The sequence below is a fragment of the Fluviirhizobium alvei genome (assembly GCF_030551875.1).
Classification (GTDB): Bacteria; Pseudomonadota; Alphaproteobacteria; order Rhizobiales; family Rhizobiaceae; genus Rhizobium_E; species Rhizobium_E alvei.
Genome location: NZ_JAUOZU010000009.1, coordinates 161,561 through 181,388, shown reverse-complemented (window position 1 = coordinate 181,388; position 19,828 = coordinate 161,561). Strand labels below are relative to the sequence as shown.

At 59.3% G+C, this 19,828-nt stretch carries 18 protein-coding genes and 1 pseudogene; 9 read left to right on the top strand and 10 right to left on the bottom strand.

Going from position 1 to position 19,828, the window contains the following annotated elements:
- The first annotated feature begins 123 nt into the window (after nucleotides 1-123).
- Together metK and trmB (Q4481_RS14575) are read left to right on the top strand one after the other, a co-directional pair.
- A complete protein-coding gene (gene metK, locus Q4481_RS14580; protein WP_304377122.1) occupies nucleotides 124-1,371 on the top strand; it encodes a methionine adenosyltransferase in 1,248 nt (415 codons plus the stop codon).
- Nucleotides 1,368-2,090 carry a tRNA (guanosine(46)-N7)-methyltransferase TrmB gene (trmB, locus tag Q4481_RS14575; RefSeq protein WP_304377121.1) on the top strand — a complete coding sequence of 241 codons (723 nt, stop codon included), beginning with the start codon at nucleotides 1,368-1,370 and terminating at the stop codon, nucleotides 2,088-2,090. Before metK ends, trmB (Q4481_RS14575) begins: the two co-directional genes overlap by 4 nt.
- A 17-nt stretch (nucleotides 2,091-2,107) precedes the next feature.
- Here the strand turns inward: trmB (Q4481_RS14575) and Q4481_RS14570 are convergent, their stop codons facing one another.
- Nucleotides 2,108-2,734, bottom strand: coding sequence for a DUF4291 domain-containing protein (locus Q4481_RS14570; protein ID WP_304377120.1), 627 nt, complete (start codon nucleotides 2,732-2,734; stop codon nucleotides 2,108-2,110).
- Between the two features lie 80 nt (nucleotides 2,735-2,814).
- On the opposite strand from Q4481_RS14570, the pseudogene trmB (Q4481_RS14565) reads away from it, so the two are divergent.
- Nucleotides 2,815-3,128: pseudogene (gene trmB / locus Q4481_RS14565) on the top strand (tRNA (guanine(46)-N(7))-methyltransferase TrmB); the annotation flags it as partial.
- Between the two features lie 246 nt (nucleotides 3,129-3,374).
- Nucleotides 3,375-5,729, top strand: coding sequence for a cadherin-like domain-containing protein (locus tag Q4481_RS14560; protein ID WP_304377119.1), 2,355 nt, complete (start codon nucleotides 3,375-3,377; stop codon nucleotides 5,727-5,729).
- 181 nt (nucleotides 5,730-5,910) lie between these two features.
- Here the strand turns inward: Q4481_RS14560 and Q4481_RS14555 are convergent, their stop codons facing one another.
- Entirely contained in the window at nucleotides 5,911-6,168 is a 258-nt protein-coding gene (locus Q4481_RS14555) for a BQ00720 family protein (protein WP_304377118.1), read from the bottom strand.
- A 46-nt stretch (nucleotides 6,169-6,214) separates the two neighbouring features.
- The gene (locus Q4481_RS14550; protein ID WP_304377117.1) at nucleotides 6,215-6,646 is read right to left on the bottom strand and encodes an Hsp20 family protein; all 432 of its coding nucleotides are present in this window, start codon (nucleotides 6,644-6,646) and stop codon (nucleotides 6,215-6,217) included.
- Nucleotides 6,647-6,801: 155 nt separating this feature from the next.
- On the opposite strand from Q4481_RS14550, the gene Q4481_RS14545 reads away from it, so the two are divergent.
- Nucleotides 6,802-7,749: a nucleoside hydrolase gene (locus tag Q4481_RS14545; protein WP_304377116.1), complete on the top strand. Its 948-nt coding sequence runs from the start codon at nucleotides 6,802-6,804 to the stop codon at nucleotides 7,747-7,749.
- 54 nt (nucleotides 7,750-7,803) lie between these two features.
- Here Q4481_RS14545 and Q4481_RS14540 read toward each other — a convergent pair whose 3' ends face one another.
- From Q4481_RS14540 to Q4481_RS14530, 3 genes are all read right to left on the bottom strand, one after another.
- Nucleotides 7,804-10,032: a methyl-accepting chemotaxis protein gene (locus tag Q4481_RS14540; protein WP_304377115.1), complete on the bottom strand. Its 2,229-nt coding sequence runs from the start codon at nucleotides 10,030-10,032 to the stop codon at nucleotides 7,804-7,806.
- Between the two features lie 202 nt (nucleotides 10,033-10,234).
- Nucleotides 10,235-11,137 (bottom strand): ribokinase, encoded by a 903-nt coding sequence (locus tag Q4481_RS14535; protein WP_304377114.1) that lies wholly within the window; start codon nucleotides 11,135-11,137, stop codon nucleotides 10,235-10,237.
- 89 nt (nucleotides 11,138-11,226) lie between these two features.
- A complete protein-coding gene (locus Q4481_RS14530) occupies nucleotides 11,227-12,414 on the bottom strand; it encodes a DNA recombination protein RmuC (protein ID WP_304377113.1) in 1,188 nt (395 codons plus the stop codon).
- Between the two features lie 381 nt (nucleotides 12,415-12,795).
- On the opposite strand from Q4481_RS14530, the gene Q4481_RS14525 reads away from it, so the two are divergent.
- The 4 genes from Q4481_RS14525 to truA all read left to right on the top strand — a co-directional run bounded on the left by Q4481_RS14525 (nucleotide 12,796) and on the right by truA (nucleotide 16,735).
- Complete coding sequence (locus Q4481_RS14525; protein WP_304377112.1) at nucleotides 12,796-14,340, top strand: globin-coupled sensor protein; 1,545 nt, start codon at nucleotides 12,796-12,798, stop codon at nucleotides 14,338-14,340.
- A gap of 82 nt (nucleotides 14,341-14,422) precedes the next feature.
- Nucleotides 14,423-14,935: a peptide deformylase gene (gene def, locus Q4481_RS14520; protein WP_304377111.1), complete on the top strand. Its 513-nt coding sequence runs from the start codon at nucleotides 14,423-14,425 to the stop codon at nucleotides 14,933-14,935.
- Between the two features lie 79 nt (nucleotides 14,936-15,014).
- Complete coding sequence (gene fmt, locus Q4481_RS14515) at nucleotides 15,015-15,950, top strand: methionyl-tRNA formyltransferase (protein ID WP_304377110.1); 936 nt, start codon at nucleotides 15,015-15,017, stop codon at nucleotides 15,948-15,950.
- Nucleotides 15,950-16,735 carry a tRNA pseudouridine(38-40) synthase TruA gene (truA, locus tag Q4481_RS14510; RefSeq protein ID WP_304377109.1) on the top strand — a complete coding sequence of 262 codons (786 nt, stop codon included), beginning with the start codon at nucleotides 15,950-15,952 and terminating at the stop codon, nucleotides 16,733-16,735. Before fmt ends, truA begins: the two co-directional genes overlap by 1 nt.
- Here the strand turns inward: truA and Q4481_RS14505 are convergent.
- The 4 genes from Q4481_RS14505 to Q4481_RS14490 are packed head-to-tail and all read right to left on the bottom strand — an operon-like array spanning nucleotide 16,730 to nucleotide 19,726.
- Nucleotides 16,730-17,332: a hypothetical protein gene (locus Q4481_RS14505; RefSeq protein ID WP_304377108.1), complete on the bottom strand. Its 603-nt coding sequence runs from the start codon at nucleotides 17,330-17,332 to the stop codon at nucleotides 16,730-16,732. The two genes, truA and Q4481_RS14505, sit on opposite strands and share 6 nt — an antisense overlap.
- Nucleotides 17,319-18,506 (bottom strand): succinyl-diaminopimelate desuccinylase, encoded by a 1,188-nt coding sequence (dapE, locus tag Q4481_RS14500; RefSeq protein ID WP_304377107.1) that lies wholly within the window; start codon nucleotides 18,504-18,506, stop codon nucleotides 17,319-17,321. The genes Q4481_RS14505 and dapE overlap by 14 nt, the downstream gene beginning before the upstream one ends.
- Nucleotides 18,507-18,551: 45 nt before the next feature.
- Complete coding sequence (locus Q4481_RS14495) at nucleotides 18,552-18,938, bottom strand: DUF805 domain-containing protein (RefSeq protein ID WP_304377106.1); 387 nt, start codon at nucleotides 18,936-18,938, stop codon at nucleotides 18,552-18,554.
- A 2-nt stretch (nucleotides 18,939-18,940) separates the two neighbouring features.
- A complete protein-coding gene (locus tag Q4481_RS14490) occupies nucleotides 18,941-19,726 on the bottom strand; it encodes a hypothetical protein (protein WP_304377105.1) in 786 nt (261 codons plus the stop codon).
- Between the last annotated feature and the right edge of the window lie 102 nt (nucleotides 19,727-19,828).

Sequence of the window (19,828 nt, the reverse complement as noted above, 5' to 3'; positions counted from 1 at the left end):
TCGGGATGTTTGACGGGAAAACCCCGGCATCATATAAAGATATGCGAATGTCTTTCTTACCTTGTATTTCCCGCACGAAATGAATAGAGAATTTGCAGCCATTTCTTTGAGGGGAATTCCCGCATGCGTGCATCTTACCAGTTCACCAGTGAATCCGTTTCCGAAGGACATCCTGACAAGGTTTGCGATCGTATATCCGACGAGATTGTCGATCTCGTCTATCGGGAAGCTCTGAAGACCGGCATAGATCCGTGGAGCGTGCGCATCGCATGTGAAACACTGGCTACCACCAACCGTGTTGTCATTGCCGGCGAAGTGCGGGTACCACACAGCCTGATGAAGACCGACAAGAATGGCGTCGAACATATCAACCCCTCAAAGTTCAAGGCTGCCGCCCGCAAGGCGATCCGCGACATAGGCTATGAGCAGGACGGCTTCCACTGGAAGACGGCGCGGATCGATGTGCTCCTACATTCGCAATCGGCCGATATCGCCCAGGGGGTCGATAGTGCCGCCGACCAGCAGGGCGAAGAAGGTGCCGGCGACCAGGGCATCATGTTCGGTTATGCATGCAACGAAACGCCGGACCTGATGCCGGCGCCGATCTACTATGCCCACAAGATCCTGCAGCTTCTGTCGGAAGCGCGCCGCAAGGGCGAAGGCGATGCCGGCAAGCTTGGCCCCGACGCCAAGAGCCAGGTAACTGTCCATTATGTCAATGGTAAGCCCTCAGCCGTAACCTCGATCGTTCTTTCGACGCAGCACCTCGATGCAAGCTGGGATTCTGCCAAAGTTCGGTCCGTGGTCGAGCCCTATATCCGCGAAGCGCTCGGCGACCTGCCGATCGCACCGGATTGCAAATGGTACATCAACCCGACCGGCAAGTTCGTGATCGGCGGCCCGGATGGCGATGCCGGCCTGACAGGCCGCAAGATCATTGTCGACACCTATGGTGGCGCAGCTCCGCATGGCGGCGGCGCCTTTTCCGGCAAGGATACAACCAAGGTTGATCGGTCAGCCGCCTATGTGGCCCGCTATCTCGCCAAGAACGTTGTCGCAGCCGGACTGGCCGATCGCTGCACCATCCAGCTGTCCTATGCCATCGGCGTGGCGCAGCCGTTGTCGATCTATGTCGACCTGCATGGAACCGGCAAGAAGGTAACCGAGGATCAGGTCGAGGACGCCATCCGCAAGGTCATCGACCTGTCGCCGACCGGCATTCGTCGCCACCTCAATCTCAACAAGCCGATCTACGCCAAGACCTCGTCCTACGGCCATTTCGGCCGTAAGCCGGGCCGCGACGGCTCCTTCTCCTGGGAAAAGATCGATCTCGTCAAGGCGCTCAAAGAGGCGCTGAAAGCCTCAGCGTGACGGACGATAATGACAGCAAGACCGATGGAGCGCGCAAGTCGCGTTCCACCGAAGCCTTTTTTGGCCGCCGCAAGGGCAAGCCCCTGCGCGAGCAGCAATCTCGGTTGATGCAGGATGGGCTAGAAACGCTCCGTCTCGACCTGGCGCAGCCTGCCCCGGCGGATCTCACCTCCCTTTACCCGGTGCCCGCAACAGCCATGCGGCTCGAAATCGGCTTCGGCGGCGGTGAACATCTGATCCATCGGGCGACCGAACAGACAGGAACCGGGTTCATCGGCGTCGAGCCTTTCGTCAATTCGATGGCGAAGCTGCTTGCGAAGGTGCAGGAGACTGGGCTGCAGAATGTCCGTGTCCATGATGACGATGCGACCGAAGTTCTCGACTGGCTCCCCGCTGCTTCGATCGACCAGATCGACCTGCTTTACCCCGATCCATGGCCGAAGCGGAAACACTGGAAGCGTCGGTTTGTTTCCGACGTCAATCTTTCGCGCTTTCATCGCGTCCTGAAGCCGGGCGGCCTGTTCTGCTTTGCTTCCGACATCGACACCTATGTCAACTGGACGCTTCAGCATGTGGAGCGTCACGGTGGTTTCGAATGGCTCGCCCGCAACGCGTCTGACTGGCTGACACCCTATAAGGGCTGGCCGAGCACGCGCTATGAGGCCAAGGCAAAGCGCGAGGGGCGAAGCTCGGCCTACCTGACGTTCAGAAAAGTCTGAACTGGTTGACCGCTCCCCTAGTCGATACGGGGAGCGACCGGCAGGATATGATCGAGTTTTGCCGGATAAGGCCTTTCGTCCGGCAGCATCTCAAGCGCATCATCGACGCGTCCGGCTTTCACGAGTTGGTCCATCTCCTTAGCCAGAGGCGTGATGTCGGTGATCGTCCTGATCCAATCCTGAACATATGATTTGACCGCGCTTGCGCCGATCCCGATCTGAACGGAGCGATAGGCAAGCGGCTTCAGGAAAATATCCTTTTCCGGATCCCATTGCACTACAACCGGCGACGCATCCTTGCGGCGGCGCCAGTCCTCTGGAGCGACATGGGCAGGACATGCGCTCAGGCAGGCATGCTCGAGCGCCCAGTCGAACCCGGTTCGTGACATATCGATCGCAAGTACGCGCGCCTGGCCGCTGTCTTTCTGCGCCCATCCGCATCTATACATCATCCAGAGGAAGGAAGGCTTGACCCATGTCATCCGCGTCAGGCTGAAAGGGGGACTGACGAAGGTGCCATTGGCGATCGCTGTATTGGCAATCTCGTGGGAATAGGCCTGATAGACGCGAATGGTCTCGTTGTCATAAACCGCGCGAATCTGGTAGGTGGTAACGTCGCTGTTTGTAGAAATTGTTTTTCTCATTGTCTCCCTTATAGGATGCAGGCAGGGATTTGTCCAGCAAGCAAGACGGCCCGGTAGACCTTGCCATCGCTTACATTCCGGACCAGATCGACCTGCTTTACCCCGATCCATGGCCGAAGCGGAAACACTGGAAGCGTCGGTTTGTTTCCGACGTCAATCTTTCGCGCTTTCATCGCGTCCTGAAGCCGGGCGGCCTGTTCTGCTTTGCTTCCGACATCGACACCTATGTCAACTGGACGCTTCAGCACGTGGAGCGTCACGGTGGTTTCGAATGGCTCGCCCGCAACGCGTCTGACTGGCTGACACCCTATAGGGCTGGCCGAGCACGCGCTATGAGGCCAAGGCAAAGCGCGAGGGGCGAAGCTCGGCCTACCTGACCTTCCGGAAAAAATGACCTTCCAATGGTATCGAGCCGCTCTGGATAGCGCGCTCGACCGGCAGGCGGGCACCGCTTCTTCAAGACATAATTTTACTTGAACCTCTCCGGGTCCGGCAGACTGGTTCGCCGACCTGCCCGAACGCATCGACAGGTTGCATTTCGTCAATTTTCGCATAATTTGTTGACACTCTACGCAGGGTCTCGCGGCGACCAATCCTTTATGGCGCGCCACGTTGGCAACATTGGGAGGAGTGCGTTTCCATGGCAGATATCATAGGCGGCGGCACTGGGAGTCCTTTTGCCCTCTACCCCGGGACAGGCGGCACCAACAATCCCTTCGGCAACGGTGGTGCTGGCGCAAGCGTCTACTATTCAGGCGGCGGTGGCGGCGCGGGCTGGCTGGTCGGCGGTGCCGGGGGAACGGCGACATCTCTGTATGGCGGCGATGGCGGCACCGGTGGCGTTCACGGCTACAAGGGCACTGCCTTGCCGGCGGGTCTGACGCAGGGGTCTAACGGCGGGGCCGGTGGAGCCGGCATCACGAACCCGTCGCAGTCTGTTGACAGCGGGGACGGGGGTGGTGGTGGTGGCGGCGGCTATGGCGCCATTCTGGAGGGCACGGGCAATCTCGGCACCCTTTCGTCGAGCGTCCTGGGCGGCGATGGCGGGGCTGGCGGGACATCGGAGCTTTGGTATGGCGGAGGCGGTGGACGTGGCGGCATAGGGCTCTATGTCGTCGGCAGTGCCGCCGTCTCTTTTACCGTTTCCGGAACCGTGGCCGGTGGTAACGGCGGCAAGGGAGGAACAGGAGCGAGCGCGAGCGGCACCAACGGCCTTGGTGGAGAAGGAATTTTCGGTCAGAACATCTCGGTGACGCTTGCCGCGGGCGGTTCGATTGCCGGCGGTTTCAGTGCTTCGGGAATCCGCGCCAACGCAGTCTATTTCGAAGCCGGCACCAACCTTCTCGATATCCAGGGTGGTACCGTCCATGGTGAGATCTTTGGCGGCGGCACGGATACACTTCGACTGAGCGGAAATACGAGCGGCTCCTTCGACATGTCGAAGATCTTCAATTTCGAGACACTGGGCTCGGAAGGCACTGCAACCTGGACGCTGACCGGTACGAACAGTTCCGTGCAGACCTGGACGGCCAGTTCCGGCCAGCTCCTGGTCAACGGAACATTGGCCAACACAGCGGTCTCTGTCGAGACAGACGCCACACTGGGCGGCACAGGAATCGTTGGCGCGGTGACTGTAGAAGGCATTCTCGGGCCTGGCATCGGCCGCGGCGCACTGACCACCGGCAATCTCGGCTTCGGTGCGGACGGTGTGCTTGAAATCGAGATAGCCGGCACGGCGAGCGGCAGCTATGACCAGGTCAAGGTCGACGGCGATATCGCGCTCGCAGGCGAGCTCGACCTCAGCCTGCTCAGGAACTATACACCATCCACGGGTGACAGCTTCACCATCATCGACAATATGGGCGGCAACGCCGTTTCCGGAACTTTCGACAATCTTGCCGAAGGGGCGACCTTCATCATGGGCGGCAAGCGTTTCACGATCACCTACGAAGGCGGTGTCGATAGCAACGATGTCGTGCTCAGTGTCGGTGATCTGGCCTCACCGGCACCGGCCCAGTCGGCCAATACCGGCCTGACAATCGCCGAAGGCAGGAGCCGCGCCATCACCAGCGCTCAACTCAGTTTCAGCGACAGCGACCAGACCGCCGGAAACCTGGTTTATACGATTACCAGTGCGGCCAACCACGGCAAGCTGCTGAAAGACTCTGCCCAGCTTGGCCTCGGCGACACCTTCACGCAGGACGACATCGACAACGGACGCATCAAATTTCGCCACGATGGCAGCGAAACATCGAGTGATGGATTTTCCTTTTCGGTGTCGGATGGACAGGGCAATACGATTACCGGCCAGTCATTCGACATGGACATCACTGCCGTCAACGATGCGCCAACCAGGATCAATGCAACGCCCGTCGGCGGCAAGAGCTTCCGCATCACCGAAAATGTCGCTGGCGCTGTCGTCGCCACGCTTGCGGCCCGCGACCGCGATGACACGGTTTTCACCTACAGGGTCGACGATGCCCGCTTCACGGTGGTCAACAGCCAGCTCAAGCTGAAGAACGGCGTGTCGCTTGATCATGAGGCGGAAGCTTCCGTAACCGTGCGGATCACGGCGATCGACAGCGGCAATCTCAAGGTTACTCGGGAGTTGGCGATAAGGGTCACCGATGTCAGGGAACCGACAAATCAACCCGACACGACCGGCACCCGCAAGAACGACATCATCGTTGGCGATTCCAGAGCCAACGTCATGGACGGTTATGGAGGCAATGACCGTCTCACCGGTCGCGCCGGCGCCGACATTTTCGTGCTCGATGAGAAATATGGCCGCGATGTCGTTACTGATTTCCATCCCGGCGAGGGCGATATGATTGATCTCTCAGGGGCGATCGGCATCAGCAATTACAAGGATCTGCTCAAGCACCATGTGAGCGACATCGGCGGCCATGTGAGTATCGATGCCGACGACGGCTCTGTCCTCATCATTCGCAATTTCGCGATCGCCGATCTGGCCAAAGATATGTTCCTGTTCTGAGCGGATGAAGCCCATCCAAGGCGCGAAGGACTCACGGCAGCCTATCCGACCTTCAGGAAGAGTATTTCGTTGACACGGATCGAAGCAACCATTCACGCCAGCAGTCAGCGTCCTGGCGAAAGAACTGAACCGATCTCGGCCGAGGGTCCCGGAGAACCGCTACCCTCGGCGGATGGTGCAATCAATGCAGGCTGACTGTGGTCAGATCGTCTTCTGCGGCCTTGAAGAAGGTCGAAGAGCGGTTGTCCGTCAGAAGGATCGGCGTACCGTCGGCGCCGAACAGAGCCCAGAGATCGAGACCCGGATTGAGATCGGGCGCTTCTGGGAAAACGCGCGCCACATCCTCGGACCGCATCTTGCGGATATAGCCGACCTTGCCGGCACCGAGATGAGCGAATTCGTTGCGGCTCAAGCGACCGTTGTTCTGCTTGGAAATCATGTCTTGCCTCCTTCATACTCGAAAGGCGATGCAGTGTTGCAGTCACTCATTCTGAGACAGAGATGTTAATTTTTCTCACCAGACGGTCCGGTTCCGGTCGAACAAGATCGATGGCGAGAAGACCATTTTTCAGCACCGCGCCAATCACCTGCATCCCGTCAGCCAGCATGAAACTGCGCTGGAATTGCCGGGCTGCAATACCGCGATGCAGATATTCCCGCTCTTCCTGATCGGTCTGGCGACCGCGGATGAGCAACTGGTTTTCCTCCGTCAGGACTTCGAGATCGTCCTCTGAGAAGCCGGCAACCGCAAGGGTGATTCGCAGTCGATCCGGCAAACCGTTTTTGGGGTCTGCGCGCAGGCGTTCGATATTGTAGGGCGGGTAACCGTCGTTGGTCTTGGCAAGACGTTCCAGCGTCTTTTCCATGGCGTCAAAGCCAAGCAGAAGCGGGCTGGCGAAAGGGGTCATACGCGTCATCTCTTCCATGTCCTTGAAGGCAAGCGACAATTCCCGGACCTCTTCGAGCGCCCGTTGATCCCTATATGGTGGCTGTGTGAAACGAGTGCAAGATGCTTGCACCGCCTGCGCGCCCGGACCATAGTCGCCCGGCTTATAAGGAAGAAGGATCAAATATGGCCAGCAGCCAAAGAAAGATCATCATCGATACCGATCCCGGGCAGGACGATGCAGCCGCCATCATGCTGGCGCTCGGTTCTCCGGATGAACTCGATATTCTCGGCATCACCACTGTGGCAGGCAACGTGCCGCTTACGCTGACGCAGAAGAACGCCCGCATCGTCTGCGAATTCGCCGGTCGCAAGGATATCAAGGTTTTTGCCGGCTGCGAGCGCCCGCTCAAACGCGACCTCGTTACTGCCGAACATGTGCATGGCAAGACGGGTCTCGACGGACCGGACCTGTTCGAACCAGAAATGGCCTTGCAGCCGCAGCATGCAGTGGATTTCATCATCGACACCCTGCGCCAGGAGCCCAAGAGCAGCGTAACACTCTGCACCCTCGGCCCGCTCACCAATGTCGCTGCAGCCATGCAGAAGGCACCTGATATCGTCCCGCTGATCGGCGAGATCGTGATGATGGGCGGCGCCTATTTCGAAGTCGGCAACATAACGCCTGCGGCCGAGTTCAACATCTATGTCGATCCGGAAGCGGCCGAAATCGTCTTCAAATCGGGTGTGCCGATTGTGATGATGCCGCTCGACCTGACCCACAAGGTGCTGACATTCGGCGAACGCGTCGCGGCCATTCGTGCCATCGGCAGCCGTCCCGCGGTGGCCATGGCAGAGATGCTGGAATTCTTCGAACGGTTCGATATCGAGAAATACGGCGCCGATGGCGGCCCGCTGCATGATCCGACGGTGATTGCCTATCTCCTGAAGCCGGAGATCTTCAAGGGTCGTTTCTGCAACGTCGAAATCGAGGTCATGTCACCGCTGACACTCGGCATGACGGTGGTCGACTGGTGGAAGGTCACCGATCGCAAGCCGAATGCGATGGTGATGCGTGAAATCGACGATGTCGCTTTCTTCGCGCTTCTGACCGAGCGCCTGGCGCGCCTCTGACGAAAATGCCCCGGCGATTGGCCGGGGCATCGCATCTTGATCGGTGATACAGGCCTAAGCCCGCATGCGCTGGGCCATGCCACGCAGGTTCTGGGCGCCGGCGCCCGAAACGCGGAAGCGCGACACCAGCGAACGAAGCTGTTCGGCCTGTTCGTTCAGTGCCATGGAGGCCGCCGTGGTTTCTTCGACCATCGCGGCATTCTGCTGGGTCACCTGATCCATCTGGTGCATGGCGACGTTCATTTCCTTCAAGCCCACGGCCTGTTCACTGGCCGATGTCGAGATCATGCGGATCAGGCTGTTGATCGAGGTGACCTGGCTGGCGATAGCTTGCAGGGTGGTGCCGGTCTGGCCAACGAGGGTCACGCCTTCCTGCACCTGCTGCTCGGAGGCGCTGATCAGCGCCTTGATTTCCTTGGCGGCATTGGCCGAACGCTGGGCCAGTTCTCGAACTTCCTGCGCAACCACCGCAAAGCCCTTGCCTGCATCGCCGGCACGAGCCGCTTCGACGCCGGCATTCAGCGCCAGGAGGTTGGTCTGGAAGGCGATCTCGTCGATGACGCTGATAATGTTGGTGATCTGACCAGACGAGGTTTCAATTGCATGCATGGCGGAGATGGCGGTCTCGACCACGGTTCCGGATTTCTCGGCATCGCGGGTCGCGGCCTCGACTGCACCGGCGGCAGACCTGGCGTTCTCGGCGCTTGAATTGACCTGCTCTGTCAGTTCGTTGAGAGCGGCAGCCGTTTCTTCGAGCTGTGCCGCCTGCTGCTCGGTGCGACGCGAAAGATCATTGGCGCTCGAGGAGATCTCACCGGTACCAAGGCCGATATTCTCCACCGCCTGATTGACCATGCGGATGGTCTCTTCAAGACTATCGAGCGCGCTGTTGTAATGCTGCTTCAGTGCGGCATATTCGCCGCTGAACTCTGCCGAAATGCGGAAATCCAGCTGACCGGCCGACAGATGCTCGAGCGCACGGCCGACTTCCTCGACGACAAAGCGCTGGACACGGGCATTCTCGCCACGTTCGAACTCGGTGCGATTCCGCTCCTGCTCGGAACGGTCGCGGGCATCGGATGCTTCTGCTTCCAGTCGCTTGTTGTCGGCGAGTTGATGGCGGAAGCCTTCGAGCGCGCGCGCAACAGCGCCGGTTTCATCACCGCGATCCTGGCCGGCCACCGGCTGGTCGAATGCACCGGCATTCAGACGTTCGACGTCGCGGACAAGGCTCTTCAGCGGACGGCTGACGAAGCTGCGCACCGCCAGATAGAGGCCGCAGAGCACAGCAGCCAGGAGCAAGACGCCACCGATCATCATCATGATCGTCTGTTCGCGAACCGGACCGACAAGGACAGAGTTCGGAACATCGACAAGAAGAACCCAGTTGGCATTCACGCCGGGGAGTGCAAACGGATAGACGAAGCGGGTGAAGGTTTCCTCATCGGCACCGACAAGATCAGGAATGGATGCGGACGTGCCGCTGGCTAGGGCTGCCTTCAGCTTGTCAGCCCCCTCCGCTTCATACGGCTTCATCATCAGGTCGGCATTCGGAGCCACGAGCCAGCTCATGTCCTGCGATACCAGCATCACGCGGCCGCTGCCGAACGGCTTCATTGCTGACAGGCGCTGGGAGAGCGTCGCCAGCGAGATATCGACACCGCCAACGCCGATCAGCTTGCCGCCGGAGATGACGGGATAGGCGAGCGACGACATCGCCGTCGGCACGTCGGTGCCCTCGGCGATATAGGGCTTGGTAATCGCCCCCTTCATGGATTGCGCAGCAAGCGCATACCATTCTGCCTTGTAATCGACCTTGAAGGTGCTGAACATGGCTTCGCCCGCCTTGTCCTTCGACCAGTAGGGCGAAAAAGCGCCGTCCTCGTTGGCTCCGAGATCCTTGCGGTTCTTCAGCTCTTCCTGCTGCCCATCGAAGGCTTTCGGCGCTTCGGCGAACCAGCTCCCGAACGCCATCGGGTGCTGTTCGAGATTGGCCTTGAGCATGTTGATGATGCCGACGCGATCAGTGGATTTCTCGGCATGCATTCGTCCAACCACACCCATCATGGTACGAGCTGCAGAAGCAAGTTCTCCGGTTTCAGCCGCAATGCCCGCTGCAATCGATTTGGCTTCCGTTTCCGCCTGGGAGGAAATGAGACTGCCAACCCGATCCCGCGTCTGCGAAATCACAAGGAAGTTGGAGACGAGGAGCAGCGAACCAATGGTTGCTCCGGTAACCAGAAGAAGCTTGGTCGCAAGCGATTTGGAGCTATTGCGTTTCATTTTGACCTCAGAAGACTTCAGCGTTGCCGCGTTCTTTCGACACGACAGGTTGAGTTTGCCGGCAGCGAACTGAACGGCTTATCTGAGGTTTTAATTTTGCATTCGTTAAATTTAGGCGAAAATTATATACAAATTTTTTACGTCAAGGCCGCGTAAGGGCCGGCTAACCACCGGCCCGGCAAGATATTTGCCCACTCGCCCCTCAGCCGATAGCCACATCTACCTCGCCCGCTTCCGGTATCGATGGCTGGGCACCGTGTCGCGTACAGGCAAGCGAACCCGCGACGGCTGCCCGGCGCAGCGCCCGTTCCAGACTCATGCCGCTTTCGAGGCTCGCCGCAAGATAACCGCAGAACGTATCGCCGGCCCCGACCGTATCGACCGGTTCGATCACCAGGCCCCTGGCGCGCACGATTTTGCCCTCTGCGGTCGCCACGACACCATCCGCGCCCAGCGTCACAATGAGGATCTGGTTGCGCTGGGCAGCCAGCGAAAGCATTTCAGCCTCGCGCGCGATCGCATCGAGGCCGGACTTGCCGCAGAGCAGCTCGAATTCGGTTTCGTTTGCAATCACGATATCGGCCAGAGCAGCCAGTTCGATGGCATCATCAGTCATCGGTGCGGTGTTCAGGATCGTCCGGATGCCTGCCGCCCGGGCTTGGACCAGCGCGGCTTTAATGGTTTCGCGCGGAATTTCCATCTGCAGCATCAGACTATCGCCCGCTTTCATCGCGGCGATTGCGCTCGATGCCTCATCGACACTGACGGTGCCGTTAGCGCCAGCAATGACCGAGATGACATTTTCGCCATCATCGCCCACGAAGATCAGCGCCACACCGGTCGGACCCGGAACGGAGCGGACCAGCGTGAGATCGGCACCGGCACGTTTCAGATGCGACAGCGCCTCTTCGGCGAAGGCGTCCTGACCGCAAGCGCCCACCATTTTCACCACCGAGCCGGCGCGGCGCGCCGCAAGCGCCTGGTTGGCACCTTTGCCACCGGGCGCTGTTGCAAAAGCATGGCCGGTGACCGTTTCGCCCGGTCGCGGCAGACGCGGCACGTTGGCAATGAGATCCATATTGATGGAGCCGAGCACGGTGATCATTTTGTGGATTCCTCGATGTTTCCCATCCTGCTTCTAGAGCCAATCACGCGCCGGACGCAACAACCCTTGAATATGGAAGACAGGCGCGATCATTCCTCATCGACGATGCGGAAACGCAATTGGCCAACATGCCCTTCGTTGCGAACGGAAGCAGCCTTCGCCTCGGAAAGCGGGGCCGACTGTTCCTCCGCCGGGGTCGTGAAATCGAGGCTTTCGATACGCTGGCCTCGCTTGACGATCCTGGAGGTGGAGATGGCAATCTGCTCCACATCGCGCTGGGCAGAGGAGAAATGGCTCTGGAGTTTCTGCACCCGCTCATCAAGCCGGCCAAGATCCTGCATCAGGTGCAGCACTTCGCCCTGAATGACATGGGCCTGCTCGCGCATGCGCTGATCCCGCAATACGGACTGGATTACCTGAACCGAAAGCATCAGCAGCGAAGGCGAGACGATCACGACATGCAGACGATGCGCCTTTTGCACCAGCGCCTCGCAATTCTCATGAATGTCAGCAAAAATCGACTCCGATGGAACGAACATCAGGGCCGTGTCCTGGGTCTCGCCCTTGAGCAGATACTTTTCCGCAATCGCCTTGACGTGAAACTCCAGATCGCGCCGAAACTGCTGGCGCGCCGCACTCGCATCAGCATCCGCATCCCGGATCGCATTCCAGGCCTCGAGCGGAAACTTGGCGTCGATCACCAGCGACGGCTGACCGTTTGGCATGCGGATCAGGCAGTCGGGCCTGCTGCCGTTGGAGAGGGTCGACTGGAATTCGTAGGCGCCCAACGGCAGGCCATCTGCTATGATGGCCTCCATGCGCGCCTGACCAAAGGCGCCGCGCGTCTGCTTGTTGGAAAGAATGGCCTGAAGGCCGACAATATCGCTGGCAAGGGAGCGAATGTTGCTCTGCGCACTATCGATGACCGCAAGGCGTTCCTGCAATGCGCGAAGGTTTTCATGCGTGGCGCGGGCCTGTTCCGACATGGTCTGACCAATCCGCTGGGTCATGCCATCGATGCGGTTGTTGATCCCCTGGTTAAGTTCCGCCTGCCGCGCCGAGAATACCTGGGTCATGGCAGCGATACGGCCCTGCATCTCCATCTGCGCATGCAGGATGCTGGCCAGTTGTGTTTCAGCTTCTTCCGCCCGCCGGTCCTGCCGCCTCCCCCTAACAACAAGAACAACGACGATCAGGACGAGGAGCGTCAGGGCTCCACCCACCACGGCCAAACCGACTGGCGATACTGTCTTGGTCAATGATCCGATCAGTTCCATTGGGTCGCCCGAAAAGAGAAGGTCAATACGTCTAGCATACCGCAGCGGCAAGGATAGATCAAACCGTGAACAATCGTCGTCACAAAGACAATCATACCCGAAACAGGTTCCTCTCAAGAAGCTCCCTGCAAACGCGTGACACTTATTATTTAGCGATTTAGAAGTGCCTCACTCTCTTTATGAGAGTGATTTTTTCGAGGCTGCGTAAGCCGCCGACTTTTTCTGAGTTGTTTTTATTACCTAATTTTCCTTGAACTGACGATTTTCAGTTTTTACTAAGATAACGTAGTGAATTTTAAATACATAATTTACCTCTAATTGAACATTATCGAAACATCGCACAGTGGCATTCGCCGCGCCGCAACCCAAGAGAGTTTCGCCATGCACTCAGAATCGGCAGATCTTGAAACCCTGAAACAACGCCTGGACTTTCTCGGATTGAACGAAGAAGCCGTCGGGAAGCTGCGCAGTATGCAGGGTTTGGTGCAAGAGAGCATCGGGCCGGCACTCGACACATTCTATAAAAAAGTCCGCGCAACGCCCGATACGGCCAGATTTTTCCGAGACGACAGCCACATCTCAGGCGCGAAAAACCTGCAGTCGAAACATTGGGGACTCATTACCAGCGGCTCCTTGAACAAGGACTATGTTCAGGGCGTGACCGCAATCGGCAAGGCACATGCGCGCATTGGCCTCGAGCCTCGCTGGTACATCGCAGGATACGCCCTCGTGCTTGAACAGCTGATCCACAGCACCATGGAGAAGCACTGGCCGGGAATGTTCGGAAAGGGCAAGGCACACGAGCTGGCCGGTGAGGTCTCGGTGATCGTCAAGGCAGCTCTCCTGGATATGGATTATGCGATCAGCGTCTACCTTGATGAACTGGCCCAAAGACGCGAGGAGTCCGAAAGGGCCCGACGCAAGGGCGAAGAGGAGCAAAAGGAGGCACTCGACCGCCTCAGTACCATTCTATCGGCCCTTTCAGGCGGTGACCTTGAGATGCGGCTGCCAGACGATCTGCCGGAGAACTACAGCGGCATGGTTGAAAACTACAACAGCGCGATCGAAGCCTTGCGGATGTCGATATCGACGGTGCGTCAATCCGCGGAGGAAATTCTGAGCACCTCGCGTGATATTTCCCAATCGACGCGCGAGCTTGCCGGCCGAACCGAGCAACAGGCTGCGGGTGTGGAAGAAAGTTCGGCGGCGTTGCACGAACTGTCCGAAAGCGTGACGGCTACGGCCAGTGGCGCTCGGAAGGCATCCGATGTGACGAGCGAGACCCTGACCGTCGCACAGTCGTCCGGAGCAATCGTATCGGATGCCGTGGAAGCCATGGGTGCGATCGAACGCTCTTCGACCGAAATTTCCACGATTATCGGCGTTATTGATGAAATCGCCTTCCAGACCAACCTTCTGGCGTTGAATGCCGGCGTCGAAGCCGCGCGCGCCGGCGAAGCAGGGCGAGGGTTTGCGGTGGTCGCACAGGAAGTGCGCGAACTCGCGCAAAGATCGGCGGCGGCGGCCCGGAAGATCAAGACCATCATAGCCGAGAGCGTCAGTCAGGTGCAAACCGGCGTCACACTCGTCAATCGATCCGGTGAATCGCTCAATGACATCATCAGACGTATCCAGGAACTGGAACAGATCATCTCCGGCATTGCCGCTGCAACGGGCGAGCAATCATCCGGTCTCGGCGAAGTATCGAGCGCCATCGGACAGATGGACACGATTACGCAGCAGAATGCGAGCATGGTTGACCGGACCTCGACACAGATCAAGGAGTTGACGGACGAGGTTGAGCGACTGACGATGGCGTTGCGCGGTTTCAGAACGCGTGACCCCTCTCGCCCGGCGCAAACCCTTCCCAGGGGGCAGGAGCGCCGGCAAGACAGCCGCGCGTACAACAGCAGCCACGCCGCCTGAGGGGATCGTTGATCGGAATACCGGGCGGGAATTGGCGCTCACAAATATTGCATGCCGCCCGGAGCTGTAATATGGAGGCGGCATGACCATCAAGCCGCTTATCATCCTGCCTGATCCGGTGCTTCGCCAGGTATCGGCCCCCATTGAGACCGTCAACGACGAGCTGAAAACGCTCGCCGACGATATGCTCGAGACAATGTATGACGCGCCCGGAATCGGGCTTGCTGCCATTCAAGTCGGCATACCGAAGCGCATGCTCGTCATCGATCTTTCCCGTGAGGGTGAAGACAAGGCGCCGCAGGTTTTCATCAACCCCGAGATCCTCGCCTTTTCGGATGATCGCTCGACCTATGAGGAAGGCTGTCTTTCGATCCCCGCCTATTATGCAGAAGTCGAGCGGCCGGCCCGGATCACCGTCAAGCATGTTGGGCTGGATGGCAAGGAGCATCTTGTCGAAGCTGACGGATTGCTTGCAACCTGCCTTCAGCATGAGATCGACCACCTGAACGGCGTTCTGTTCATTGACCATATTTCGCGGCTGAAGCGCGAGATGGTGATCAAGCGCTTCACTAAGGCTGCAAAGGCCAAGATCTGATCAGACCTGCCTGACTGCGGCTCGTACGGCCAGAGGTCGGCTGGTACGTATGCTGGATGCATTCGAGGGAGCCCGGTATATGAGCCTACGCATCATTTTCATGGGAACGCCGGATTTTTCGGTGCCGACCTTGCGGGCGCTCAGCCATGCAGGACACGAGATCGCGGCCGTCTATTCGCAACCGCCGCGGCCGGCGGGCCGGCGCGGTCTCGAACTCACGCCCTCCCCCGTCCATCGCTTCGCCGAAGAACTCTGTATTCCGGTCCTCAATCCGCTCAACTTCCGCAATCCGGACGATGTCGAGCGGTTCAAGGCCTTTGATGCGGATGTTGCAGTGGTCGTCGCCTACGGGCTTCTGTTGCCGGAAGCCGTTCTCAATGGAACCCGGCTCGGCTGTTACAATGGCCATGCCTCGCTTCTGCCGCGCTGGCGCGGCGCGGCCCCCATCCAGCGCGCCATCATGGCCGGTGATGCCAGGACCGGCATGATGATCATGAAGATGGACAAGGGGCTCGACACTGGCCCGGTCGCGCTGTCCGAGGAGGTCGAGATCCCGATCGATATGACGGCTGGCGAATTGCATGATCTCCTGTCCGAGGTTGGCGCCATGCTGATGGTCGAGGCCATGCATCGTCTGGAGCAGAATGACCTGCCGCTTTCCGAACAAGTGGATGAAGGCGTGCTCTACGCCGCCAAGATCAGCAAGGAAGAGGCTCGACTGGATTTCAACCAGCCTGCAATCGAATTGCATAACCGTATTCGCGGATTGTCGCCGTTTCCCGGCGCCTGGTTCGAGGCCGAGATCGGCGGCAAGGCGGAGCGGATCAAGGTTCTGCGCAGCCAGTTGGCCACGGGCGAAGCTGTGCCCGGCACCGTTCTCGATGAAGGGCTTGCGATTGCCTGCAGCGAGGGTGCAATCCGGCTGATGCGCCTGCAACGCGCTGGCGGCAAGGCACTCGAGACGGCGGAATTCTGCCGCGGGACGACGCTGCCGGTTGGTTCGAGGGTCGGCTGATGTTTCGTTTCCGCATGCTGGTCGAATATGACGGCACGCCCTATGTCGGCTGGCAGCGGCAGGATAACGGTCATTCGGTTCAGGGTGCGATCGAAAAGGCAATCTTTGCCATGACCGGCGACCGGGTCTCTCTCAAGGCAGCCGGCCGCACCGATACGGGTGTCCATGCCTGCGGGCAGGTCTGTCATGCCGATCTCTCGCGCGACTGGAAAGCGCAGACGCTGGCGAATGGGGTCAACGCCCATCTCGCGATGGAGAATGAGCGCGTTGCCATTCTCGAGGCCGAGAAGGTCGACGAGACGTTCGATGCCCGCTTTTCCGCCACCAAGCGTCACTACCTCTATCGCATCGTCAACCGGTTGGCGCCGACGGCTCTGGAAGCCGAACGTGCCTGGCATGTGAAAAAGCCGCTCGATCATGAGGCGATGCATGCCGCAGCCCAGATGCTGGTCGGGCATCACGACTTCACGACCTTCCGCTCCTCCCACTGCCAGGCGAAGAACCCGAACCGCACGATGGAACGGATCGATGTGAGCCGGGTCGGAGAGGTGGTGGAAATCCGCGCCTCGGCACAGAGCTTCCTGCACAACCAGATCCGCTCCTTTGCCGGCACGTTGAAGATGGTCGGCGAAGGGCGCTGGACGCCGGAAGACGTTCGCGATGCGCTCGAAGCGAAGGACCGCACGCGCTGCGGTCCGGTGGCGCCACCCTGGGGCCTGTTCTTTCTCAGGGTCGATTATGGTGATCTTTCCGAACTGCTTCGGTTCGAAGACGACCCGTCATGACGGCGACCACAGGCCCGTCAGCAACATGACGTGGTACTGGGTGTAGAAAGAAACGAAGAACAGCACCAGCACGATGGCGAAGGGCGATAACCGGTCCGGTGCGCTGATGACGGCAAAAACCCGATAATGCGCGATCAGGGACAGGGTCAGAAAGGCCAGGAAGAAGATTCCTGCCGCATCATAGGCGGTCGGGAACAGGAACTGCACCAGATTTTCGATCGAATAGAGCCACTGGATCGGCACTGACAGCCAGTTGCTTGCGACCAGCAGGGCGATGATCGTCCATTCCTGCAGGCGCAATGCCTTGGCAAGCAGCACAATGGCGACGACCGGTACGATCCAGGCGCTGGCCTCAACGAGAAGCAGCTTGAGATAGAAATAGTCCGGCAGCCGGGCACCAGCCGGCAGCTGATCGAGATAGACAATGCGGAAAGCGACCCAGTTAAGCAAAACCGGGGGCAGCACAAACAGCACCGCCCACCAGGATCGCCAGAACCCACGCATGGAAATATCCAGCCAAAGCATGCCTTCGGGATTACCGCGCAGAAGCATAACGATTCCGCGCAGGTAATGTTCGACCTCCTCAAGCCGCGGCATCAGCGAACCAACGCTCGATGAAGGCGAGATAGATGCGGGTCAGCGCCTCGAGATCGGCAATCGGAACCCTCTCATCGACCATATGCATGGTCTGACCGACGAGACCGAACTCGACCACCGGGCAGTAATCCTTGATGAAGCGCGCATCAGACGTGCCACCCGTGGTGGAAAGCTTCGGCTCCTTGCCGGTCTTGTCACGAATGGCGGACGCCAGCGAGGCAAGCAGCCGATCGTCACGGGTGAGGAATACATGGCTCGGACGCTCCGCCCAGACGATCTCATAGCGGGCCGGACCACGGCCACCGCGATGACTGCCGATCGTCTGGGCATCGAGGCGGCGCACGATCTCGGCCATGACACTCTCTGCTGTCCAGGCATCGTTGAAACGGATATTGAAGGCGAAGCTGACTTTGGCCGGGATGACATTGGTCGCACGGTTGCCCGTATCGAGGCTCGTGACTTCGAGGTTCGATGGCTGGAAATCATCCGTGCCGTGATCGAAGGGCGGGTCCATCAGCGCGCCAGCCATGGCAAGCGCCGTACGAACGGGATTATCTGCGAGATGCGGATAGGCAACGTGGCCTTGCACCCCGAAAACGGTAACCGTACCGGAAACCGAGCCGCGGCGACCGATCTTGATCATGTCTCCCAACTCATCGGGATTGGTCGGTTCGCCGACCAGGCAGGCATCCCAGCGCTCGCCCTTCTCATGCGCCCATTGCAGAAGTTTGATGGTTCCATTGACCGCAGGGCCTTCTTCATCGCCGGTGATCAGGAACGAGATCGACCCCTTTGGAGCACCATGCTTTTCAATGTAGCGCGCAACGGCGGCTGTGAAACAGGCAACACCACCCTTCATATCCACAGCGCCGCGGCCATACATCTCGCCGCCGGCAATATCTGCAGCGAAAGGCGGGTGGCTCCAAGCCTCTTCGTCCCCCACCGGCACGACATCGGTGTGACCCGCAAACATCAGATGCGGCCCCTCGCTGCCAAGGCGCGCGTAGAGGTTTTCGATATCGGGCGTATCCTCGTCCTCAGCCACCATCCGTTCGACATGGAAGCCCAAGGGCGAAAGCTGTGCCGACAAGGCCGTCAGCGCTCCACCTTCTGCCGGCGTGACCGACGGGCAGCGAATGAGTTGGCGGAGGTTTTCGATCGGGTCTTTGCTCATGACATGGCCTGTTGCGGAGTTGAAGTTCGGCAGCGGTTCATTGACTTACCAATCGCGGCCGGGTGCATCGGGGAAAAGTCCATAGTGGTTGGGGCCATCGGACGGCATGAAGATCAGCGCGATCATGGTAACAAGGCCGATCACCGGCAGGGCGAGGAGCAACGCCCAGTAGCCCGGAAGCCCGAGATCATGCATGCGCTTGACCGTCAGCATCAGGCTCGACAGGATCCAGCCGAGAATGATCCCGACCAGCGCCAGCGTCCAGAGAGCCAGGGCTGTCTGTTCACCCTCGTTGGCGAACATCTGGCTGATAACGATACCCTGCAAGGCGAACCAGAGGCAGAGCGCCAGTCCATAGGTGCGGCGCGACAGCCGACCGGACGGGCTGAACAACAGCCAGATCATGTCGGGGTTGCGCAACCGTTGCTGCATTGTCAGAGACCGTAACCGAAGATCGCCACGATCCGGTACTCGCCGCCGACCTTGCCGAAACAGACATGATTTTGCGAGAGCGACTGCATGTCGTCGCCATCCTCGAGGTAGCCCTTGACGCCATTCGATGCCTGGTTCAGCGACCAGCCCTCGGGCGCATTCGCATCGTAGATGAAGCTCATCAGCGTATTGGCCGGCACGCGACCGGCTATCTGGGCTTTCGGTGCGGGGCCCTGACGAAGATCGACATCATGGGTAAAGAAGCGCAGCGAGCCCGGACTGTCATCCATTGCCTTGGCGAATTCTATCACCTGCTTGTAATCGAAGCTGTAGGCAGCCGGCGAACAGATGGTCTTCGGGAGACCCTTGATGGTGCCCATAACAGTGCCGGGTACCACCATGCTCTCGAGCTGGCGCAGGAGATCCGGGCGATAGTCCGGCTGGGCGACACCTTCGGGCAATTCTCCCTGCTCCACCAGGACATCGATCATGCCGGACAAGGCTGCCTCGCCGCCATCCTCGATCGGATCGCTTTCCTTCCAGGCCTGCAACGGATCGAGCGAGCGCTGAAACGTGCGGACTTCCGGTGCGAGCATCGCCTGAAGCTGGGCATAGCTATCTTCGCCCGGCTTCGAAAGAACCGATCGCAGGTCCGCGAGAAATGTCTGCAACTCGGCATCCGGCGTCACCGGATTGCGGAAACCCACCGTTACCGAATCAGCATGCGCCTGGCCGAATGCGGCCAGTGATAGACCGACGGCATAGACGAACTTGATGATTCTTTTCATGATTTTCGACCCAGGCTGTGTAACCGGGGTGAACTATAGCGCCGGATGGCCCGTCCGCAAGTGCAATCCGAGCCCCCAATCCGAAAGAACCGGGGCCCGGCA

Excerpts from the sequence above, each read along its gene's own strand:
- Q4481_RS14495 (WP_304377106.1), bottom strand. The coding sequence starts at position 18,938 with ATGCAGCAACGGTTGCGCAACCCCGACATGATCTGGCTGTTGTTCAGC.
- fmt (WP_304377110.1), top strand. The coding sequence starts at position 15,015 with ATGAGCCTACGCATCATTTTCATGGGAACGCCGGATTTTTCGGTGCCG.
- Q4481_RS14545 (WP_304377116.1), top strand. The coding sequence starts at position 6,802 with ATGGCCAGCAGCCAAAGAAAGATCATCATCGATACCGATCCCGGGCAG.
- Q4481_RS14570 (WP_304377120.1), bottom strand. The coding sequence starts at position 2,734 with ATGAGAAAAACAATTTCTACAAACAGCGACGTTACCACCTACCAGATT.
- Q4481_RS14525 (WP_304377112.1), top strand. The coding sequence starts at position 12,796 with ATGCACTCAGAATCGGCAGATCTTGAAACCCTGAAACAACGCCTGGAC.
- dapE (WP_304377107.1), bottom strand. The coding sequence starts at position 18,506 with ATGAGCAAAGACCCGATCGAAAACCTCCGCCAACTCATTCGCTGCCCG.
- def (WP_304377111.1), top strand. The coding sequence starts at position 14,423 with ATGACCATCAAGCCGCTTATCATCCTGCCTGATCCGGTGCTTCGCCAG.
- Q4481_RS14535 (WP_304377114.1), bottom strand. The coding sequence starts at position 11,137 with ATGATCACCGTGCTCGGCTCCATCAATATGGATCTCATTGCCAACGTG.
- Q4481_RS14505 (WP_304377108.1), bottom strand. The coding sequence starts at position 17,332 with ATGCCGCGGCTTGAGGAGGTCGAACATTACCTGCGCGGAATCGTTATG.
- Q4481_RS14550 (WP_304377117.1), bottom strand. The coding sequence starts at position 6,646 with ATGACGCGTATGACCCCTTTCGCCAGCCCGCTTCTGCTTGGCTTTGAC.
- Q4481_RS14540 (WP_304377115.1), bottom strand. The coding sequence starts at position 10,032 with ATGAAACGCAATAGCTCCAAATCGCTTGCGACCAAGCTTCTTCTGGTT.
- truA (WP_304377109.1), top strand. The coding sequence starts at position 15,950 with ATGTTTCGTTTCCGCATGCTGGTCGAATATGACGGCACGCCCTATGTC.
- Q4481_RS14490 (WP_304377105.1), bottom strand. The coding sequence starts at position 19,726 with ATGAAAAGAATCATCAAGTTCGTCTATGCCGTCGGTCTATCACTGGCC.
- Q4481_RS14560 (WP_304377119.1), top strand. The coding sequence starts at position 3,375 with ATGGCAGATATCATAGGCGGCGGCACTGGGAGTCCTTTTGCCCTCTAC.
- metK (WP_304377122.1), top strand. The coding sequence starts at position 124 with ATGCGTGCATCTTACCAGTTCACCAGTGAATCCGTTTCCGAAGGACAT.
- Q4481_RS14555 (WP_304377118.1), bottom strand. The coding sequence starts at position 6,168 with ATGATTTCCAAGCAGAACAACGGTCGCTTGAGCCGCAACGAATTCGCT.
- Q4481_RS14530 (WP_304377113.1), bottom strand. The coding sequence starts at position 12,414 with ATGGAACTGATCGGATCATTGACCAAGACAGTATCGCCAGTCGGTTTG.